This is a genomic window from Caballeronia sp. Sq4a (assembly GCF_023170545.1).
Taxonomy (GTDB): domain Bacteria; phylum Pseudomonadota; class Gammaproteobacteria; order Burkholderiales; family Burkholderiaceae; genus Caballeronia.
On record NZ_CP084251.1, the window covers coordinates 948,354 to 965,925 of the forward strand.

Sequence of the window (17,572 nt, forward strand, 5' to 3'; positions counted from 1 at the left end):
ATCGATGCAATGGGTCGGACCGTTGAATGAAGAATGCAGTTCCGGCGGGACAATCCGTGTCCCGTTCGATTCGGACACGAAATAGCTCGATGCGGCCGGCGTTCGCGACGCGTTTCAGCCGCCGCTTTCCGGCTTCACGCCGAGACGTTCCATCAGGCGGCGGGCATCGAAAGGCGCCTGCACTTTCTGGTCGTTGTCGAAGTAGCAGTACACGTCGCGCGATGCGCGGCGGCGCGCCGCCGCCGTCGAAATGAGCCGCGCGTCCTCGACCTGCCCGCCCGCCGCCCATCGCTCGATGCGCCGCGTCCAGCCGTCGAGGGCTTCGTCGGAATAGGCGCCGCCGTACAGCGTTTCGGTGCCGTGCAGCCGCAGATACATGAAGTCGGACGTGAGGTCTTCGGCATACGGCCAGTCCGCCACCGAGTCCGATACGACGAGCGCCGCGCCGTGCTTGCGCAGGAGCCGCACGAAGGCATCGGTGCAGAAGCTCGGATGGCGGATCTCGATGGCATGGCGCAGCGCCCGCTTGCGCCGCGCCTCGAACCACGGCTCTTTCACGCGCGTGTCGTGCTGCTGGGCGAGTGCGGCGGCGGCCTGCGTGTCCTTCGGCAAGAGTTCGAGAAACCGTTCGAACGATTCGGGCTTGAAACTGAAGTTCGGCGGAAACTGCCACAGGAAAGGCCCGAGCTTCTCGTCGAGCGCGAGCACGCCCGAAGCGAAGAAATTGGCAATGGCGGGAATCGCCGTTTCATCGCGAAAGCGCAGCATGTGGGTCAGATAGCGCGGCCCTTTCACGCTAAAAACGAAGCCGTCCGGCGTGGCTTCATGCCAGGCGCGCCAGCTGGAGAGACTTTGCAGCGAATAATGCGATCCGTTGATCTCGACCGTCTGCACCGCGCGCGACGCGAATTCGAGTTCGCGCGCCTGCGCGAGCTTCTTCGGGTAGAACACGCCGCGCCAGCCGGCATAACGCCAGCCCGAGATGCCGATGCGAATATGTCCCTCGCGTCCCGGCATGGCGCTCACCTTTCGGGACGCAAGCAGCGGCGGTGCGCGATCATGCCGTCCGTTCCTCGGCATATTCCGGGCGCGCGCCCGTCGGCAGCCACGGCTCGCGGTGCACGCACCAAAGCTCGTAGGTCGGCTCGAAGAGGCCGGTTTCATCGAAAGCGCCGAGCGGCAGATCCACTTCCGGGCGGCTCACGAATTCCATATACGCCACCGATCCGCACGCCGGACAAAAATGCCGCCGCCCGTCTTCCGAGCTTTCCCACGTTTTGAGCGCGCCGCTCATTTCCACTTGATCGCGAGGAAAGATCGCGTACGCGCCGAATGCCGAGCCGTGCACGCGCCGGCAGGTCATGCAGTGACACAGCGCGACGCGCCGCGGCGTGCCGTTCGCGCGAAAGCGAAACGCGCCGCACGCGCAACCGCCTTCGTGAATCTCGCTGTTCATGGCGTTTCTCCACCACCGGGTCGAAGTGTCGAGCGAGAAGCACGTCCTGCGCCCGCTCTCGTGAAGTGGCACGGTTTGTTACGATAGCCGTTCACGATCGGAGACGGCACTCATGAGCACCTCGGGCACCATCGGCACCATCGGCAACCCCATCGCCTTACCTCTTCTGAAGCTGCTTCCCGGGCCGGGTTCGGAATTCGGTCCCGCCGCGTCCGACCTCGCCGCGCATGTCCTGTCCCACGCCCGTTTCGACCCGGCGGCCAACGCGCCGCTGCCGCGCGAGACGTTCGTCTCCGTCACCGTGGACGAAGCGATGTCGGACGAGTACGTGTTCCCGCTCGGCGATACCGGCCAGTCGGTCGTGCTGACGGGTTACCGGATCGCGGCGGGCTTCATCGCCGAGCGCGCTGCCGACGAGTGGCTCGAACTGGCGCACAAGGCGCGCGTCGCGCAAGGCTTGCCCGCCACGCCGCAAGCCGACGAACCGCCGCTCGCGCCCGATCCCGCCGAAGCCGATCAGTTGCTCGACCGCGCGCTCGAATGCGCCCAGCGCATTCTCGATCCGGTCGCGAGCCAGCCGGTCGCGTCGCTGTTCGAGGCGCATTACCGTGGCGGACGCGAGTTCCTACGTCTGTCGTGGGAAGGGCTGCCGGAAGACCTCGTGCCGGAATCGCGCCGGCCGCTCGCCGCGCTCGCGTCGTCGGTGGAAAGCGGCGAGCGCCGCGAAAAGCGCGACTACGATCCATACGGCCTGCAAGGCACGGACGACTACGACGTGGACCGGCCGCTCGCGTATCGCGAGAAGATCGGCCCGCTGCTTTTCACGATGACCTACCGCCACGAGTATCCGCAAGTCGACGACGAGCGGCTCGGCACCGCGTTTGCCGTCTTCCACGAAGCGGGCAGCGATATCGTCGCGGCGGCGGTCGAACTGAAGCTCGTGAAGGTGCCGCCGCTCACGAAGAGCGCCGATCTCGTCTACACGCTCGACACCTATTCGGGCGAAATGCTCTCGCTCGCGCTGGCATCGACGGAAGCGCTCGGGCACGAGCGGCTCTGCGAAATCTACAGCACGCACCGCGTGATCTACATCAGCAAGTGGGAAGTGCGTAAGCCGTGGCGCGGCGAAGGGCTCGGCGTCGCGCTGTTGCATCAGGCGCTAGAGCGCCTTCCCGCCGATGTCGAGGGCCGCCCGAACGCGCTGTGCGTCGCGCCCGAGCCATATCAGACGGACATGCGCCACTTCGAGAAGCTGCCGCCGGTGCTGCGTGAAGAACTGCGCGCGCCCGCGCGGCGGCTAGAAGCGCATCTGACGAACTGGCTCCAAACGTCGAAGCTGCCGATCGCCACGCATTTCTTCGTGCCGATGGCGAAGCACGCGGGCATCGGATCGGCGGGCGAAAACGCGCGGTGGATCGACCGGATCATGGAGAGCGAGGCGTGACGTCTTTCGAGCGCCGCCACTGGGTCAGCGCATCGACGACGCGCTCGATCACCTCGATCCACTGACCCGGCGCGCGCTGGCGGAAAAGCCGCGCGGTTGGATACCACGGCGAGTCGTCGCGGCCCTCCAGCCAGCGCCAGCAGGCGTTCGCGTTGAGCAGTATCCACACCGGCTTGCCGAGCGCGCCGGCCAGATGCGCGACCGCCGTATCCACCGAAATCACGAGGTCCAGTGACGCGATGATCGCGGCCGTATCGGCGAAATCGGCGACATCGTTCATCAGATCGAGCGGGAGCAGCCGGCCGGGCAGCGCGGCAAGCTGGGCGCGCGCCGTCGCCCCTTTTTGCAGGCTCACGAACGTCACGCCGGGCGTGGCGAAAAGCGGCTCGCACAGACGCGCGTCGAGCCAGCGGCGGCTGAACGCGCCGAACGAGTCCGGCATCCACGGGCGCGGCTCGCCCGACCATGCGATGCCCACCTTCGGCGTCTCCGGCAAGCGGCGCTCCCAATACTCGATGCGCGATGCGCTCGCGTGCAGATACGGCGTCGCGCGGGGAATCGTGTCCAGCGTCGTGCCGGCGCGCGCGGGCAAGCTCATCAGAAAGCACCAGTAGTCGTGCGGCGGCAGCGCGGCGAGCGCATCGGGCGTGACGCATCGCGCGACGCCATCGGCGGATTCGAGCAGCGTGGCGAGCGTCGGCGGGCAGACCACCGTCAGCTTCGCCGCGCCTTGCGCCTTCAGCATCGGCAGATAGCGAATGAACTGGATGCTGTCGCCGAAGCCCTGCTCCGTGACCACGAGCAGCGACTTGCCCGCCAGCGGTTCGCCGCGCCATTGCGGATACGGAACGTCCGGCGGGTGAACCGAACGCTGCGAGAGACGCGCGTCGTAGCGGGCTTCGAAGCATGTCCATCCTTCCGCGAAGTCTCCCGCGCGCAGGAGCGTCGTCGCGAGATTGAGCCGCGCATCGGCCGATTCGGCGTCCTTCAGGCAGCCGAGCGCGTCCAGCACGCCGCCGAGATTGTTCAGCGCGGCGGCGAAATCCGGACGCAGCGTGACGGCATGCCGGTAGGCGCTGCGGGCATCGCCGAGCGACCCTTGCGCATGGTGCGCGTTGCCGAGATTGAAATGCGCGTCCGCCCAGTCCGGGCGAGCGGCGACGGCCTGCCGAAGGTGCGCGACGGCTTCATCGAACCGGCCGGCGTCTTTCAGCAGATTGCCGAGATTGTTGTGCGCTTCCGCGTAGCCGGGCCGCGCGGCCAGCGCCTGCCGGTACGCCGCCTCCGCTTCGGGCAGGCGGCGCGCGTGCGCGAGCAGCGCCGCCAGGTTCAGATGCGCTTCCGCGAAATCCGGTTTCAGGCGCAGCGCCTCTCGGAAGGACGCTTCGGCCTCGTCGTTATAGCCGAGCCTCTGCGACACGTTCGCGAGGTTGTAATGCGCCTCGACGAAATCCGGCCGCAGTTCGACCGCGCGGCGATAAAGCGTTCGCGCGTCGCTCAGACGGCCGCGGGCCGTCAGCGCGCTCGCGAAGTTGCTGTACGAACCCGCGTCGTTCGGATGCTCTTCCATCGCGCGTTGCCAATAAGCATCGGCCAGCTCGTGACGATCGGCGCGAAACGCGCACATCGCCGCGAGATTCAGGACTTCGCTCGTCGCGGGACGGCGCGCGAGCATCGGCGCGAGCAGCGCGAGCGCGTCGTCGAAGCGGGCGTTCGAATAGTGGGAAAAGGCGGCGTGGTAGCGATCGGCGTCGGCTGTCATGGACGAATTCGGAGCGGACTTCACGCGATTGTGCGACCTGCGCAGCCGGGAAAACGTCACAAAGTGCGGCCTCGTCCCTGACAAATACCGAAACGATGGCAAGCGCCGGGCGAACGCGGATTTACTCGCCGATGCAGGATTTACGCGCGGCGCTCGGACCAATCCACGACGGAACGCCCGCGCGACAGGCCATGGCACCCGACTTGCATGGACATGCGGTCGCGAATTGCCGAACGTTCGGTCGCCTTACAGTCGACTGCGCATCGGCTCGCAGACACCTTGCGCCGCGCGGACCCGGGCACCGGCGCTCATCGGCCGAAAGTCGCGTCGGCCGCGAGCGATCAGCCCACGAAGACCCGAGCCGGACGACGCCCTTCCGAACGAGCGAGGAGCCTTCTTTCGCCATGTCTCCAGTCAATAAAGCTTCACCTCCCGTCGACGACGCGGCGCAAAAGCCGTCGCGCAGGCGTTTTCTTCAATCGGCCGCGGCGGCAGCGGCCGTGACCGCGACGCCGCTTGCGCACGCGCAGCAAGCCGGCTCGCAGCAAGCGGACGCGCAGGCAACCACGCCGATGCCGCCATCCGCAGCGCCGGTCCTGCCGGTCAAGCTGACCATCAACGGCCATCCGTACGAATTGCAGGTCGAAGCGCGCACCACGCTGCTCGATGCGTTGCGTGAATACGCGGGCCTCACGGGCACGAAGAAAGGCTGCGATCGCGGCCAGTGCGGCGCGTGCACGGTCATCGTCGGCGGCAGGCGGATCAACTCGTGTCTCACGCTCGCCGTCATGCACGAGGGCGAAAGCGTGACGACCGTCGAGGGCCTCGCGCCCGCCGCCGACAGCCTGAGCCCGCTGCAACAGGCGTTCATCGAAAAGGACGCCTTCCAGTGCGGCTACTGCACGCCGGGTCAGCTGTGCTCGGCGACGGCGCTCATCGACGAATACCGCAACGGCGACGCAAGCGCCGCGACCGCCGACGTGCGCTTTCGCCCGCCGCAACTCTCGGACGACGAAATCCGCGAGCGCATGAGCGGCAACATCTGCCGCTGCGGCGCGTATCCGAACATCGTCGCGGCGGTGAAAACCGTCGCTTCGACGCGCGGTTAAGGAGACGACATGGACGCGATCTCCTATCAGCGCGCCGCCGACATCGGCTCGGCGGTGCAGGCGGGCGGCCAGCCGGGCACGGTGTTCATCGGCGGCGGCACGAACCTGCTCGATCTCATGAAAAACGGCGTCGCGCGCCCCGCGCGGCTCGTCGATATCACGCATATCGACGGCCTCGGCGGCGTGACGCCGTTGCCGGACGGCGGCCTGCGCATCGGCGCGCTCGTGCGCAACAGCGACGCCGCCAATCACACGTGGGTGCGCGAGCGATATCCGCTGCTGTCGCAGGCGCTGCTCGCGGGCGCCTCGGCGCAACTGCGCAACATGGCGACCGTCGGCGGCAATCTGATGCAGCGCACGCGCTGCTATTACTTCTACGACACCGGCTTTCCCCAGTGCAACAAGCGCGCGCCGGGCACCGGATGCGCCGCGCTCGACGGCAACACGCGCATTCACGCGATTCTCGGTGCGAGCAATCAGTGCATTGCGACGAATCCGTCGGACATGAGCGTGGCGCTCGCCGCGCTCGATGCCGTCGTGCGCGTGACCGGCCCGAACGGCGAGCGCGTCATTCCGTTCGCGGAGTTTCATCGGCTGCCGGGCGACCGGCCCGACCTCGATACGACGCTGAAACCGGGCGAGCTGATCACCGCCGTCGATCTGCCGCCGCCGCTCTTCGCCGACCATTCGAAGTATCTGAAGATCCGCGACCGCGCGAGCTACGCGTTCGCGCTCGTTTCAGTCGCGGCCGCGTTGCAGATGGATGGCAACACGGTCAGGACCGCGCGCATCGCGCTCGGCGGCGTGGCGCACAAGCCGTGGCGCGCGAGCGCGACCGAGGCGGCGCTCGTCGGCAAGACGCTCGACGACGCCACGCTGCAAAGCGCCGCGGCGCTCGCCGTACAGGGCGCGCAACCGCGACGCGACAACGCATTCAAGGTGGCGCTCGCGCAACGGGCGATCGTACGCGCCGTTCAACAAGCAGGAAACGTCGCAGGAGGTGTCGCATGAGTGTCATCGGTCAACCGATGGATCGCACGGACGGCGTGCTGAAGGTCACGGGTCAGGCGCGTTATTGCGGCGACAACAGCGAGGCCAAGCTCGCGCACGCGGTGCTCATCACGAGCACGGTGGCGAAAGGCCGCATTGCGTCGATCGACGCGAGCCGCGCGCAGTCCATGCCCGGCGTGCTCTTCGTGATGACGTACCGCAACGCGATGCGGCTGCCGCACAGCGGCAAGCCCGACGCGCAGCCGCCCGCGATTCGCGGCCTGTCGCTTCTGCAAACCAACGAGGTGCGTTACAGCAACGAGCCGGTGGCCGTCGTCGTCGCGGATACGCTCGAACATGCGCAGGGCGCGGCGCGTTTCGTCGATATTCGCTATGACGCCGCCACGCCGAACGCCGATTTCGACCGCGCGAGGCCCACGGCGTATCAGCCGCAAAAGATGATGGGCCGCGCGATCACGACGCAGCGCGGCGACGTGGACGCCGGCCTGCGCCAGGGCCCGACGCGGCTGAACACGGTCTACACGACGCCTATCGAGCATCACAATCCGATGGAGCCGCACGCGACGCTCGCGCGCTGGGACGGCCCGAAGCTCACGCTCTACGACACCACGCAAGGCGTCTCCGGCGCGCGCAGCTCGGTGGCGAAGTTCTTCGGCATTCCGGAGGACGACGTGCGCGTGATCTGCCCGTTCGTCGGCGGCGGCTTCGGCTGCAAGGGCTCGGTGTGGTCGCATGTCGTGCTGGCCGCGATGGCCGCGAAGCAGACGGGGCGGCCGGTCAAGCTCGTGCTCGATCGCACGCAGATGTTCGGCATGGTCGGCAACCGGCCGTTCACCGAGCAGCGCATCGCGGTCAGCGCGCGCGAGGACGGCACGATGACCGGCATGCGCCACGACGTCGTGTCGACGACATCGACGTTCGAGGACTGGACCGAAAGCTCGGCCATCGTCACGCGCATGTTGTACGCGGTGCCGAATCTTTCCACGTCGCACAAGCTCGTGAGGCTGGATGTCGGCACGCCGACCTTCATGCGCGCGCCGGGCGAAATGAGCGGGTCGTTCGCGCTGGAAACGGCGATGGACGAAATGGCGTATCAGCTCGCGATGGATCCGCTCGCGCTGCGCATCAAGAACTACGCGAACATGGAGCCGCAGGAAAAGAAGCCGTGGTCCAGCAAGGCGCTGATGGAGTGCTATCAGGAAGGCGCGCAGAAGTTCGGCTGGTCGAAGCGCCGCGCCGCGCCGAGGTCGATGCGCGAAGACAACACGCTCATCGGCTGGGGCGTGGCGACGGCGACGTATCCGGCCAATCGCAGCGAATCGTCCGCGATCGCGCGCATTCTGCCCGACGGCACCGCGATGGTCGCCGCCGGCACGCAGGATCTCGGCACCGGCACGTACACCGTGATGACGCAAGTGGCGGCGGACGCGCTCGGCTTTCCGCCCGCCTACGTCAACTTCGCGCTCGGCGATTCGTCGCTGCCGAAGGCGCCCGGCTCGGGCGGCTCGCAGTCGGTCGCGAGCGTGTCGCCGGCGGTGCAGGCGGCCTCCAGACAGGCGCGCGATCAGCTCATCGCGATGGCGATCGCCGACCGCGGCTCGCCCGTCGCGGGACTGTCGCGCGAGGACGTGACCGTGGCCAACGGCTGGGTCGTGAGCCGCTCGAACCCGGACAAGCGCGATCCGGCGGCGGCCGTGATCGCGCGCAACGGCGGCAAGCCGATCGAAGCCATCGCGACGACGAAGCCCGGCGACGAGAAGAAGGAGTACGCGTTCCACTCGTTCGGCGCGGTGTTCGCGGAAGTGCACGTCGATGCGGAACTGGGCACGATTCGCGTGCCGCGCATCGTCGGCGTGTACGACGTCGGCAATCTCCTCAACGAAAAGACCGCGCATAGCCAGTTGATGGGCGGCATCGTGTGGGGCGTCGGCTCGGCGCTGATGGAAAAGAGCGATCTCGACCCGCGCTATGGCCGCTACACCAACGCCAATCTCGCGGAGTACCACGTGCCGGTGAACGCGGATATCGGGCAGATCGACATCGCGTTCGTCGGCAAGCCGGACCCGTTCATCAATCCGCTGGGCGTGCGGGGAATCGGCGAGATCGGCATCACGGGCGTGGCCGGGGCGATCGGCAATGCGGTGTATCACGCGACGGGCGTGCGCGTGCGGGATCTGCCGATCACGCTCGACAAAGTGATGCCGCGCACCGCCTGACGGCGCATCACGGCGGGGTTCAGGCGCGGCATATCTTCGCGCTTGCCCCGCCTCTCGTCGCACTGCACAATCGGCTTTCCTTGTCCTTCGAGCCGCGCGATGACCTACTCGTCCACTGCGACCGGCATCCTGCTGGCGGCGGGCCTCGGCACCCGCTTCGATCCTTCCGGCCTGCACAACAAGCTCCTCGCGACACTGCCCGGCGGCGCGCCGGTCGTGTTCCAGTCCGCGCGGCGGCTGCTTTCCGTTGCGTCCGAAGTCATCGCGGTCGTGCGGCCGGGCGCCGAGAAGCTCGCGGACGTGCTGAACGAAGCCGGCTGCGACGTGATCTTCAGCGCGGACGCGGCGCGCGGCATGGGCGCGACGCTCGCCGCCGCGGTGCGCGCGACGTCAGAAGCGGAAGGATGGATCGTCGCGCTCGGCGACATGCCGTGGATCGAGCCCGCGACGATCGAAGCCGTCGCGCGGCCGCTGGATGCGGGCGCGGCGCTCGTCGCGCCGACGTATCGCGGGCAGCGCGGGCATCCGGTCGGCTTCGGGCTGGCCCACCGCGCGACGCTCGCCGCGCTCGACGGCGACGCCGGAGCGCGCGCCATTTTTGCGACAGCGGCGCCGCTTCTGGTGGAAGTCGACGACCCGAACGTGTTGCGCGACGTCGATCAGCCGGGCGATTTGCCGCAAGGCTGACTCCACGCGGCCCGCGGCGTCAAAAGGGCACGACCATCTTAAAAAGGTTGCCTACCGGCCGGAGCCATCGCTAGAATTACTGTATGGATATACAGTACTTTTCGGCTTTTTCTGGTTCCGGTTTCCGATGAAAAGCGTCACTCTTGATCCGTCGTTCGCTGCATGGCGCACCGTCGCGCGCTCGCTCGTCATGGAGGGCGTGCCGCCGGAAGACGTGCTGTGGCGGGAGTCGAGCGCATCGGCCACCGTGTTCGGCACCGTCGGTGCGGCGTGCGGCCCGGCGAATCCGAATGCGCCGAAGCCCGTGAAAATCGCCCGCGAATTTCTCGCCATGCTGGAAACGGCGGCGTGTTACCGCGCGCCGGACCGCTGGCCGTTTCTGTACAAGGTGCTGTGGCGCTGGACGCAGGGCGATCGCGCGGTGGCATCGCCGGAAGACGAAGACGGGCAGCGGCTCCTTCGAATGATCGAAATCGTGGAGGCGGAAGAAACCAGAATGCGCAAGACGCTGCGCTTCAGGCACCGGGATTCGTCGCTCGGGCCGCCGGAGTTCATCAGCTGGTGCGAGCCGGTGCACGACCTGCTGGAGCACGCCGCCATGTATTTCGCCACGCGCATGGGCAGCGCCACGTGGATGATCGCCACGCCGCACGGCGCGGCGTTCTGGGACGGCGCCCTGCTGCGCGTGGACCGCACGAGCGAGCCGGAGGAAAAGCCCATGGACTTTGGCGTGGGCCCGGACGCCATGAGCGGCGAGGCCGTGAGCGGCGACGCCATCGAGGCATTGTGGCTCGCGTATTACGAGAGCACCTTCACGCCGGCGCAGGAAAATGCCGCCGAAATGGCGTCGCACATGCCGGTGCGCTACTGGAAGAACTCGGAGAACAAGCGCGCCGATCCCGCGCTGATCGCCCGCGCCGATCCTTACACGCGGCGCGACCGCCATCCGTGCAACGTGCCGGCGGACATGGAAGTCGCGCTGAATACGGATCTGGAGCCGCTCAACGGCACGTCGCTGAAGGAGCCGCCCTCGCTTGACGCGTGCAAACGCTGCTCGCTCTGGCGCAACGCGACGCAGGCCGTGCCGGGGGCGGGTCCGGCGGGCGCGCGCGTCATGCTGGTCGGCGAGCAGCCGGGCGATCACGAAGACCGCGAGGGCAAGCCGTTCGTCGGTCCGGCGGGGAAACTGCTCGACGAGGCCATCCGCGAGGCGCAACTCGAACGCGAGTCGCTTTATCTGACCAACGCGGTGAAGCATTTCAAGTGGGACGCGCACGGGCAGAACAACGAGCGGCTGCACGTCACGCCGTCGCAGCGCGAGCGCGAAGCCTGCCGCCACTGGCTCGACGAAGAACTGACGCGCATCGGGCCGAAGGTGGTCGTCGCGCTCGGGGCCACGGCGCTCAAGGCGCTGACCGGGCATCGCACGGCGCTTTCCGAGTATCTCGGCAAGACGATCGAGCACAAGGGGCGCATTGTCGTGCCGACCTATCATCCGTCGTATCTGCTGCGCCTGACCGACGACAAAATCCGCGCGGAAGTGTTCGGAACCATTGTCGAAGCGCTCGTGTTCGCGCAGCAAATCGCCGACGGCACCGCCACCGTGCGCACGCCGATAAAGGACCCGACGGACCCGACGCGCTGACGTCAATTGCAACAACCGGAAACAGAGCGCAACAAGACGAAAGCATCGTCAACGGCCGTGTAAGCAAAGCGTTATACCGGTGTCGCGCCGCTTGGGCGCTTTCTTCAAGACACTTTCATGGCCGCTCTCCCGCTCGACGCCTTGCAGCAGCAACTTTCCGTGACCGCGCTCGTGCCGAAGTCGGCGAGGCAGTTGCACACCGAACGCGAGCGGATCGTCGCCCGCGCCGGCTGGCTGCTCAACGCGACCATCGCGCTGGCGGTCGTCGGCGCGGCGCTCGTCGCGTGGCTGCCGTTCTCGCCGCTGCCGCGCGAAATCCGCTTCGGCGTGCAGGAAGTGCTGGGCGTCGCAGCGTTCGCGTCGTGCCTGTTCCTGCTGCACCAGCGCGCCGAACTCATGCTGGGCCTCTACGATTACGAGCCCGTCGAGCAGACGACGCAGGGCGAATTGCGCGCGCTCCTGCATCGCGTGCCGGAAGGCGCGTCGTATCAGCAGGCGCTCGCCGCCGACAACCGCACCTTCGTGACCGGCGAAATCGACGGCATCCGCCGCCGCGCCGACGCCTTCACGCCGCAAACCTTGCCCGCCGAGGACGGTCCTACCGAGACCTGAGCCTTCTGGCATCCTCCGGCAACGAAAACCGCCGCTCTCGCTCGACGCGAAGTGGCGGTTTTACTTTGGCTCTGCGCCTCACCGCACGGTCAGCTGGGCATGCGACGTGCTGGAACTACTCCCGCAGTCCGCTTACGCGGCCACGCCCTTTGCAGGAGTCAGAATGCGAGCCGATCCCCTTTTCCCCTTGTCCCAGTTGACCGACGTGCTGTCACCGGATCTCGCGCTCGTTCCCGATGCGCCGAGCGCCGGGCCGCGCGCGCCGTCGGGCGACATGTCGGACGCGGAATACGACGAACTCGTCGCGTTTCACGGCATCGAGCGCGAGCGGCTGGTGCTGATTCATCCGGGCAGCCACCTGTCCACGCCCGCGTGGAGCGCCGAGCAATACGCCGATGTCGCCGATCAGCTCGCCGCCGATGGCTGGCAGATCGCGATCGTCGGCGACGCGCCCGATCCCGAGCGCACCGCCGGCGTGCTCGGCGCGATGCAGACGGCGGCGCTCTTTCTGGCGGGCGCGGTCGGGCCGCGCACGCTGCCGCGCCTGATCGCGGATGCGCAGCTTCTGCTCTCCGACGACGCCGTTGCGCCCTCGCCCGTCGCGGTCGCGCGCGCGCTCGGCACGCCGCATATCGTGCTCGCCGAGCAGCCGCGCGCCGTCGGCAGCGATACGATCACGCGACGCGCGCGCGCCGAACTGTCCGATGTCGAGCACGCGCATCCGGGCCGTCCGTTCACGCTGCACATGCCAGCCGTGTACGATGCCTCGTGACCTTCTTTCGGGGACCATCATGAAATTCGACCTGCAGACCAGTCCCGTTCCGGACCCGATTGCGGACCCGAACCGTGATCCGGAAGCCGATCCGCTCACGCCGCCCTCGCCGGGGCATCGCCCGGAAGAGCCGCAGCACCCGGACGCGCCGCCCGACAAGGACCCGATCCGGCGCTTCTGAGCCGCCGCGCGAGCCTCGCTTTACGGGTATCCCCGCCCTACAACCGCCGCATCGCCTGCCGTAAAGCAGACGAGCGGCGGCGCGCGCCGTCGCTTCGTGGAAGACACGTTAATCCAACGAAGACATCGCGGGCGCACTTATGAACAAAATGACGTTGAACAAGAAGCTCGGCTCGCTGATCGCCGTGCTGTGGATCGGGCTGATCGCCATCGGCGTGATCGGCGCGTGGCAGAACCGCGCGTCGATGATCGACGACCGCAAGGAGCAGTTGAAGTCGCTCGTCGGCGAGGCGCATGCGATCGTGTCGCACTACGCCGCGCTCGCTGCCAACAAGACCATGACCGACGACGAGGCGAAGAAACAGGCGCTGGCCGTGGTCGCCGCGATCCGTTACGGCACGGACGGTTATCTGTCGATCAACGACTCGCACCCGACCATGGTCATGCATCCGATCAAGCCCGCGATGATCGGCCAGGACATGTCGAACTACACCGATCCGGCGGGCACGCGGCTTTTCGTCGATATCGTCAAGGCAGGCGACCAGCCGGGCGGCGGCTTCGTCAACTATCTCTGGTCGAAGCCGGGCAACGAGAAACCGGTCGCCAAGCTCTCATATTCGCAACGCTTTGCGCCGTGGGACTGGTACATCGTGACCGGCATGTACATGGACGACGTGCAAAGCGCGTTCTATGCGAGCGCCCTGCGCTGGCTGCTCGTCACGGTGCTTCTCGGCGCGGCGGCGACGGTGGCGATGCTCGTCGTCGTGCGCAGCATCAAGCGCAATCTCGGCGGCGAACTGGAATTGGCAGTGGGCGCCGCGCACCGCATGGCGGAGGGCGATCTGACGACCGCCGTGACCGTGCATCCGGACGACACGACGAGCCTGCTCCACGCCCTTTCGACGATGCAGCGCGGACTCGTCGAAACCGTTTCGCGCGTGCGCAACGGAACCGAGAACATCAACGTAGGCGCCTCCGAAATCGCGGCGGGCAACACCGACCTCTCGCAACGCACCGAAGAACAGGCGGCCGCGCTCGTGCAGACGGCGTCGACCATGGACGAAATGACCGCCAACGTGAAGAACAACGCGCAAAGCGCGGCGCAAGCGGCGCGGCTCGCGGAACAGGCGGCGGACGTGGCGACGCGCGGCAGCGGCGTGGTCAGCGAAGTCATCGACACGATGACGCGCATCACCGCGAGTTCGCAGCAGATCGGCGACATCATCGGCGTGATCGACGGCATCGCGTTCCAGACGAACATTCTGGCGCTGAACGCCGCGGTGGAAGCGGCGCGCGCCGGCGAACAGGGCCGCGGCTTCGCGGTGGTCGCGGCGGAAGTGCGCAGCCTCGCGCAACGCTCGGCAACGGCGGCCAAGGAAATCAAGGCGCTGATCGAGACGTCGACGCAGACGGTGCAGCAAGGCGCGTCGCTCGTTTCGAACGCGGGCGCGACGATGGGCGAGATCGTGCAGTCGGTGCGCCGCGTGAACGAGATCCTCGACGAAATCAGCGATGCCTCGCGCGAGCAGAGCGCGGGCATCGAACAGGTGAATCGCGCGGTCGTCGAGATGGACCAGGTGACGCAGCAAAACGCGGCGCTCGTCGAGCAAGCCGCCGCCGCCGCGCATTCGCTGAAGGATCAGGTGGATGTGCTGCGCGAGGCCATCGGCAGTTTCAAGCTGCCTGCGTAGTCTTCAGGCAGCCGGGCGGCTCACGCTTCCAGAAACCGCTCCACGAGCCGCGCCCAGTACGCCGCGCCGACCGGTAGATTCTTGTCGTTGAAATCGTAATGCGGGTTGTGGACCATGCAGCCGTCCTCGCCCGCGCCGTTGCCGATGCGCAGGAAGGTGCCGGGCCGCTCCTGCAACATGAACGCGAAATCTTCGCTGCCCATCAGCAGATCCGCGTGCGCGACGACGTTTTCCTCGCCGACCAGTTCGCGCGCCACTTGCGTGGCGAACTCGGTCTGCGCATCCGAATTGACGACGACCGGATAGCCTTCGAGATACTTCACCGTCGCCTTCGCGCCGTAACTCGCCGCCTGCGACTCCACCAGTTCCTGAATGCGGCGCTTGAGCAGCGCGCGCACTTCCGGGCTGAACGAGCGCACCGACAGTTCGAGCGTCGCGCGGTTCGGAATGACGTTGTTGACCGTCCCCGCGTGCATGGAGCCGACCGTCACGACTGCGGGCTGCGCCGGGTCGACGTTGCGCGCGACGATCGTCTGAAGCGCCATGACGATGCTCGCCGCGACAACCACTGGATCGACCGACAAATGCGGCCGCGCCGCATGCCCGCCGACGCCTTCGATCACGATCGACACCTGATCGCCCGCCGCCATGAACGGCCCCTTGCGGAACAGGAACGTGCCCGGCTGCGCGCCCGGATGGTTGTGCACGCCGAACACGGCGTCGCAATGGAAGCGGTCGAAGAGACCCTCCTCGATCATCTTTTGCGCGCCGCTCGGCACGCCATGCTCTTCCGCCGGCTGAAAATACAGGTGCACCGTGCCGTTGAAGCGCCGCGTGCGCGCGAGATGACGCGCCGCGCCGAGCAGCATGGTCGTGTGGCCGTCGTGACCGCACGCGTGCATCTTTCCGGGCGTTTCGCTCGCGTACGGTTTGCCGGATTGTTCGAGGATCGGCAGCGCGTCCATGTCCGCCCGCAAACCGATGCTCTTCGTCCCGTCGCCCGCCTTCAGAGTGCCGACGACGCCCGTGCCGCCGACGCCGCGCGTCACCTGCCAGCCCCATTCTTCCAGCTTCGCGGCGACGAGAGCGGCGGTGCGCGTCTCTTCGTACGACAACTCCGGATGCCGGTGGATGTCGTGGCGAATCTCGCGCAGCGAGAGCGCGTCGTCGGCGAGATCGGCGATTTCTGTGTAGCGGTGGTCGGACGAAGCGGTCGTCATGGAAAAAGCCCTTGCTAAAGATGAGTCTGGCGGCGCGCCGCAAAGCTCTGAAGCCGCGCAGCCGCGAAAGCAGAAAGGCGCACATCTTCCTCCAGTCGGCCGATGCTTGCCAGTTTCGCGTTCGCGGCTGTGCGTTTTTTGCACGGTGGCGCTGAAATCCGAGCCGACGATACCGTGGGCACTGGAAGCCGGATCGCGCCGAAGCAAATGTGCAACATCGTAGATCCGACGCTCATCTGCACCGACTTCCACCGCCCAAGGCGGGAATTCCGGCGAACCGGTAGAATCGGCTGCCTGATGGCGACCGTCTGCGTCGCGTCTTGTGAATCCACACCAACCATCTTTCATGGGGCGGAGCGCAGCGCAACGAGCGCCGACCCGGCCCGACAGGGGCGCTATGCGACGTTCCGCAATCTTCATCCGGTTCATCGGTGTCGGTGTTCTGTTTCACGTCTATGTCGGCTGGCGGCTCATTCCGGCCGCGCCCGTCGGCATGCCGCTCAAGGTGCTCGCGGCTGCGTGGCTCGTCGCGTCGCTGATTCTGATTCCGCTCGGGATGATGGCGCGCAACATCGAGGCGCAGCCGCTTTCGGACCGTCTCGCGTGGTGCGGCCTCACCGCGATGGGCTTCTTCTCGTCGCTGCTGTTGTTGACGTTCGCACGCGATGTCCTGCTCTTGTGCGTGCATCTCGCCGACTGGTTGCGCGGCGCGCCGATCGGTTCGCCCGCGCTCGTCGCCGACAGCGCGCTCGCCGTGCCGATACTCGCCATCCTCCTGTCCGCGATCGGCTTCTACAACGCCCGCAAGCGCGCGCCGATCGTGACCGTCGACGTGCCGATCGCCAATCTGCCCGCCGCGCTCGACGGCTTCACCATCGTGCAGATCAGCGACATTCACGTCGGCCCGACGATCAAGCGGCCTTACGTGGAGCGCATTGTCGCTGCGGTGAACGGCCTCGCGCCGGACGTCATCGCGGTGACGGGCGATGTCGTCGACGGCGCGGTGCCGCATCTCGCGGACCACACGCGCCCGCTCGCCGGCTTGAGCGCGCGGCACGGCGCATTTCTCGTGACGGGCAACCACGAGTATTACTCGGGCGCGGACAAGTGGATCGCGGAGTTTCGTCGGCTCGGGCTAAAGGTGCTGCTGAATCAGCATGTGGTGGTGAATCATGATGGCGCGCAGGCCGTGATCGCGGGCGTCACCGATTACAGCGCGGGCAGCTTCGACCCGGCGCACCGCAGCGATCCGGCGAAGGCGCTCGACGGCGCGCCGGCCGATGCGCTCGTGCGCGTCTTGCTCGCGCACCAGCCGCGCAGCGCGCCGGCGGCGGCGGAAGCGGGCTTCACGTTGCAGCTTTCGGGACACACGCACGGCGGCCAGTTCCTGCCGTGGAACTTCTTCGTGCGCCTCCAGCAACCGTTCGTCGCGGGACTCGTGAAGTTCAACGGGCTCTGGGTGTATACGAGTCGCGGGACGGGATACTGGGGTCCGCCGAAACGGCTCGGCGCGCCGTCCGAGATCACGCGCGTGCGGCTGGTCGCCGCGACCGCGTAGACGGGAGAAAGTGGAAGTGGACGCGCGTCGATGTCGCGCGTCCGGCGCTCAGGGAAAGCGCGACGTCCGGACACGGGAATGAACGGACGCCCTCCGTCGGCGAGCGGGATCCTTGCCAACGAAGTAGCGACAACTTAAAGAAGTGCCGGATCATCGGCCACTAGATATTTCTTAATATGCCGACCGGCGCGCGGCGGCTCTTGTCGATT

General features: G+C 67.2%; 15 protein-coding genes. 11 read left to right on the forward strand and 4 right to left on the reverse strand.

Annotation, left to right across the window (positions count from 1 at the left end; genetic code table 11):
- Positions 1 to 114: 114 nt before the first annotated feature.
- Complete coding sequence (locus tag LDZ24_RS18320; protein ID WP_248322630.1) at positions 115 to 1,017, reverse strand: DUF72 domain-containing protein; 903 nt, start codon at positions 1,015 to 1,017, stop codon at positions 115 to 117.
- Positions 1,018 to 1,057: 40 nt separating this feature from the next.
- Entirely contained in the window at positions 1,058 to 1,456 is a 399-nt protein-coding gene (locus tag LDZ24_RS18325; RefSeq protein ID WP_248322631.1) for a GFA family protein, read from the reverse strand.
- Between the two features lie 112 nt (positions 1,457 to 1,568).
- Between LDZ24_RS18325 and LDZ24_RS18330 the strand changes: the two genes are divergently transcribed.
- Positions 1,569 to 2,900 (forward strand): GNAT family N-acetyltransferase, encoded by a 1,332-nt coding sequence (locus tag LDZ24_RS18330; protein WP_248322632.1) that lies wholly within the window; start codon positions 1,569 to 1,571, stop codon positions 2,898 to 2,900.
- Here LDZ24_RS18330 and LDZ24_RS18335 read toward each other — a convergent pair.
- Positions 2,881 to 4,662, reverse strand: coding sequence for a tetratricopeptide repeat protein (locus LDZ24_RS18335; protein WP_248322633.1), 1,782 nt, complete (start codon positions 4,660 to 4,662; stop codon positions 2,881 to 2,883). The genes LDZ24_RS18330 and LDZ24_RS18335 overlap by 20 nt on opposite strands.
- A 404-nt stretch (positions 4,663 to 5,066) precedes the next feature.
- Between LDZ24_RS18335 and LDZ24_RS18340 the strand changes: the two genes are divergently transcribed.
- The 9 genes from LDZ24_RS18340 (at position 5,067) to LDZ24_RS18380 (ending at position 14,585) form a co-directional block, all read left to right on the forward strand.
- Positions 5,067 to 5,771 (forward strand): 2Fe-2S iron-sulfur cluster-binding protein, encoded by a 705-nt coding sequence (locus LDZ24_RS18340; RefSeq protein WP_248322634.1) that lies wholly within the window; start codon positions 5,067 to 5,069, stop codon positions 5,769 to 5,771.
- Between the two features lie 9 nt (positions 5,772 to 5,780).
- Positions 5,781 to 6,782, forward strand: coding sequence for a xanthine dehydrogenase family protein subunit M (locus tag LDZ24_RS18345; RefSeq protein ID WP_248322635.1), 1,002 nt, complete (start codon positions 5,781 to 5,783; stop codon positions 6,780 to 6,782).
- Positions 6,779 to 8,998 carry a xanthine dehydrogenase family protein molybdopterin-binding subunit gene (locus LDZ24_RS18350; RefSeq protein WP_248322636.1) on the forward strand — a complete coding sequence of 740 codons (2,220 nt, stop codon included), beginning with the start codon at positions 6,779 to 6,781 and terminating at the stop codon, positions 8,996 to 8,998. Before LDZ24_RS18345 ends, LDZ24_RS18350 begins: the two co-directional genes overlap by 4 nt.
- A 99-nt stretch (positions 8,999 to 9,097) precedes the next feature.
- On the forward strand, positions 9,098 to 9,685 hold the full coding sequence (locus LDZ24_RS18355; RefSeq protein ID WP_248322637.1) for an NTP transferase domain-containing protein: 588 nt from the start codon (positions 9,098 to 9,100) through the stop codon (positions 9,683 to 9,685).
- Positions 9,686 to 9,812: 127 nt separating this feature from the next.
- Complete coding sequence (locus tag LDZ24_RS18360; RefSeq protein WP_248322638.1) at positions 9,813 to 11,330, forward strand: UdgX family uracil-DNA binding protein; 1,518 nt, start codon at positions 9,813 to 9,815, stop codon at positions 11,328 to 11,330.
- A gap of 117 nt (positions 11,331 to 11,447) precedes the next feature.
- On the forward strand, positions 11,448 to 11,942 hold the full coding sequence (locus LDZ24_RS18365; RefSeq protein WP_248322639.1) for a hypothetical protein: 495 nt from the start codon (positions 11,448 to 11,450) through the stop codon (positions 11,940 to 11,942).
- 163 nt (positions 11,943 to 12,105) lie between these two features.
- Entirely contained in the window at positions 12,106 to 12,714 is a 609-nt protein-coding gene (locus LDZ24_RS18370) for a glycosyltransferase family 9 protein (protein WP_248322640.1), read from the forward strand.
- A gap of 19 nt (positions 12,715 to 12,733) precedes the next feature.
- Positions 12,734 to 12,895, forward strand: coding sequence for a hypothetical protein (locus LDZ24_RS18375; RefSeq protein WP_175941075.1), 162 nt, complete (start codon positions 12,734 to 12,736; stop codon positions 12,893 to 12,895).
- 148 nt (positions 12,896 to 13,043) lie between these two features.
- Positions 13,044 to 14,585, forward strand: coding sequence for a methyl-accepting chemotaxis protein (locus LDZ24_RS18380; protein WP_248323341.1), 1,542 nt, complete (start codon positions 13,044 to 13,046; stop codon positions 14,583 to 14,585).
- A gap of 20 nt (positions 14,586 to 14,605) precedes the next feature.
- On the opposite strand, the gene LDZ24_RS18385 is transcribed toward LDZ24_RS18380, so the two are convergent.
- The gene (locus LDZ24_RS18385; RefSeq protein ID WP_248322641.1) at positions 14,606 to 15,805 is read right to left on the reverse strand and encodes a M20 aminoacylase family protein; all 1,200 of its coding nucleotides are present in this window, start codon (positions 15,803 to 15,805) and stop codon (positions 14,606 to 14,608) included.
- 397 nt (positions 15,806 to 16,202) lie between these two features.
- Between LDZ24_RS18385 and LDZ24_RS18390 the strand changes: the two genes are divergently transcribed.
- Positions 16,203 to 17,363 (forward strand): metallophosphoesterase, encoded by a 1,161-nt coding sequence (locus LDZ24_RS18390; protein ID WP_248322642.1) that lies wholly within the window; start codon positions 16,203 to 16,205, stop codon positions 17,361 to 17,363.
- The last annotated feature ends 209 nt before the right edge of the window (positions 17,364 to 17,572 follow it).

Coding starts and splice junctions, on each gene's coding strand:
- LDZ24_RS18320 (WP_248322630.1), bottom strand. CDS start 1,017: ATGCCGGGACGCGAGGGACATATTCGCATCGGCATCTCGGGCTGGCGT.
- LDZ24_RS18325 (WP_248322631.1), bottom strand. CDS start 1,456: ATGAACAGCGAGATTCACGAAGGCGGTTGCGCGTGCGGCGCGTTTCGC.
- LDZ24_RS18330 (WP_248322632.1), top strand. CDS start 1,569: ATGAGCACCTCGGGCACCATCGGCACCATCGGCAACCCCATCGCCTTA.
- LDZ24_RS18335 (WP_248322633.1), bottom strand. CDS start 4,662: ATGACAGCCGACGCCGATCGCTACCACGCCGCCTTTTCCCACTATTCG.
- LDZ24_RS18340 (WP_248322634.1), top strand. CDS start 5,067: ATGTCTCCAGTCAATAAAGCTTCACCTCCCGTCGACGACGCGGCGCAA.
- LDZ24_RS18345 (WP_248322635.1), top strand. CDS start 5,781: ATGGACGCGATCTCCTATCAGCGCGCCGCCGACATCGGCTCGGCGGTG.
- LDZ24_RS18350 (WP_248322636.1), top strand. CDS start 6,779: ATGAGTGTCATCGGTCAACCGATGGATCGCACGGACGGCGTGCTGAAG.
- LDZ24_RS18355 (WP_248322637.1), top strand. CDS start 9,098: ATGACCTACTCGTCCACTGCGACCGGCATCCTGCTGGCGGCGGGCCTC.
- LDZ24_RS18360 (WP_248322638.1), top strand. CDS start 9,813: ATGAAAAGCGTCACTCTTGATCCGTCGTTCGCTGCATGGCGCACCGTC.
- LDZ24_RS18365 (WP_248322639.1), top strand. CDS start 11,448: ATGGCCGCTCTCCCGCTCGACGCCTTGCAGCAGCAACTTTCCGTGACC.
- LDZ24_RS18370 (WP_248322640.1), top strand. CDS start 12,106: ATGCGAGCCGATCCCCTTTTCCCCTTGTCCCAGTTGACCGACGTGCTG.
- LDZ24_RS18375 (WP_175941075.1), top strand. CDS start 12,734: ATGAAATTCGACCTGCAGACCAGTCCCGTTCCGGACCCGATTGCGGAC.
- LDZ24_RS18380 (WP_248323341.1), top strand. CDS start 13,044: ATGACGTTGAACAAGAAGCTCGGCTCGCTGATCGCCGTGCTGTGGATC.
- LDZ24_RS18385 (WP_248322641.1), bottom strand. CDS start 15,805: ATGACGACCGCTTCGTCCGACCACCGCTACACAGAAATCGCCGATCTC.
- LDZ24_RS18390 (WP_248322642.1), top strand. CDS start 16,203: ATGCGACGTTCCGCAATCTTCATCCGGTTCATCGGTGTCGGTGTTCTG.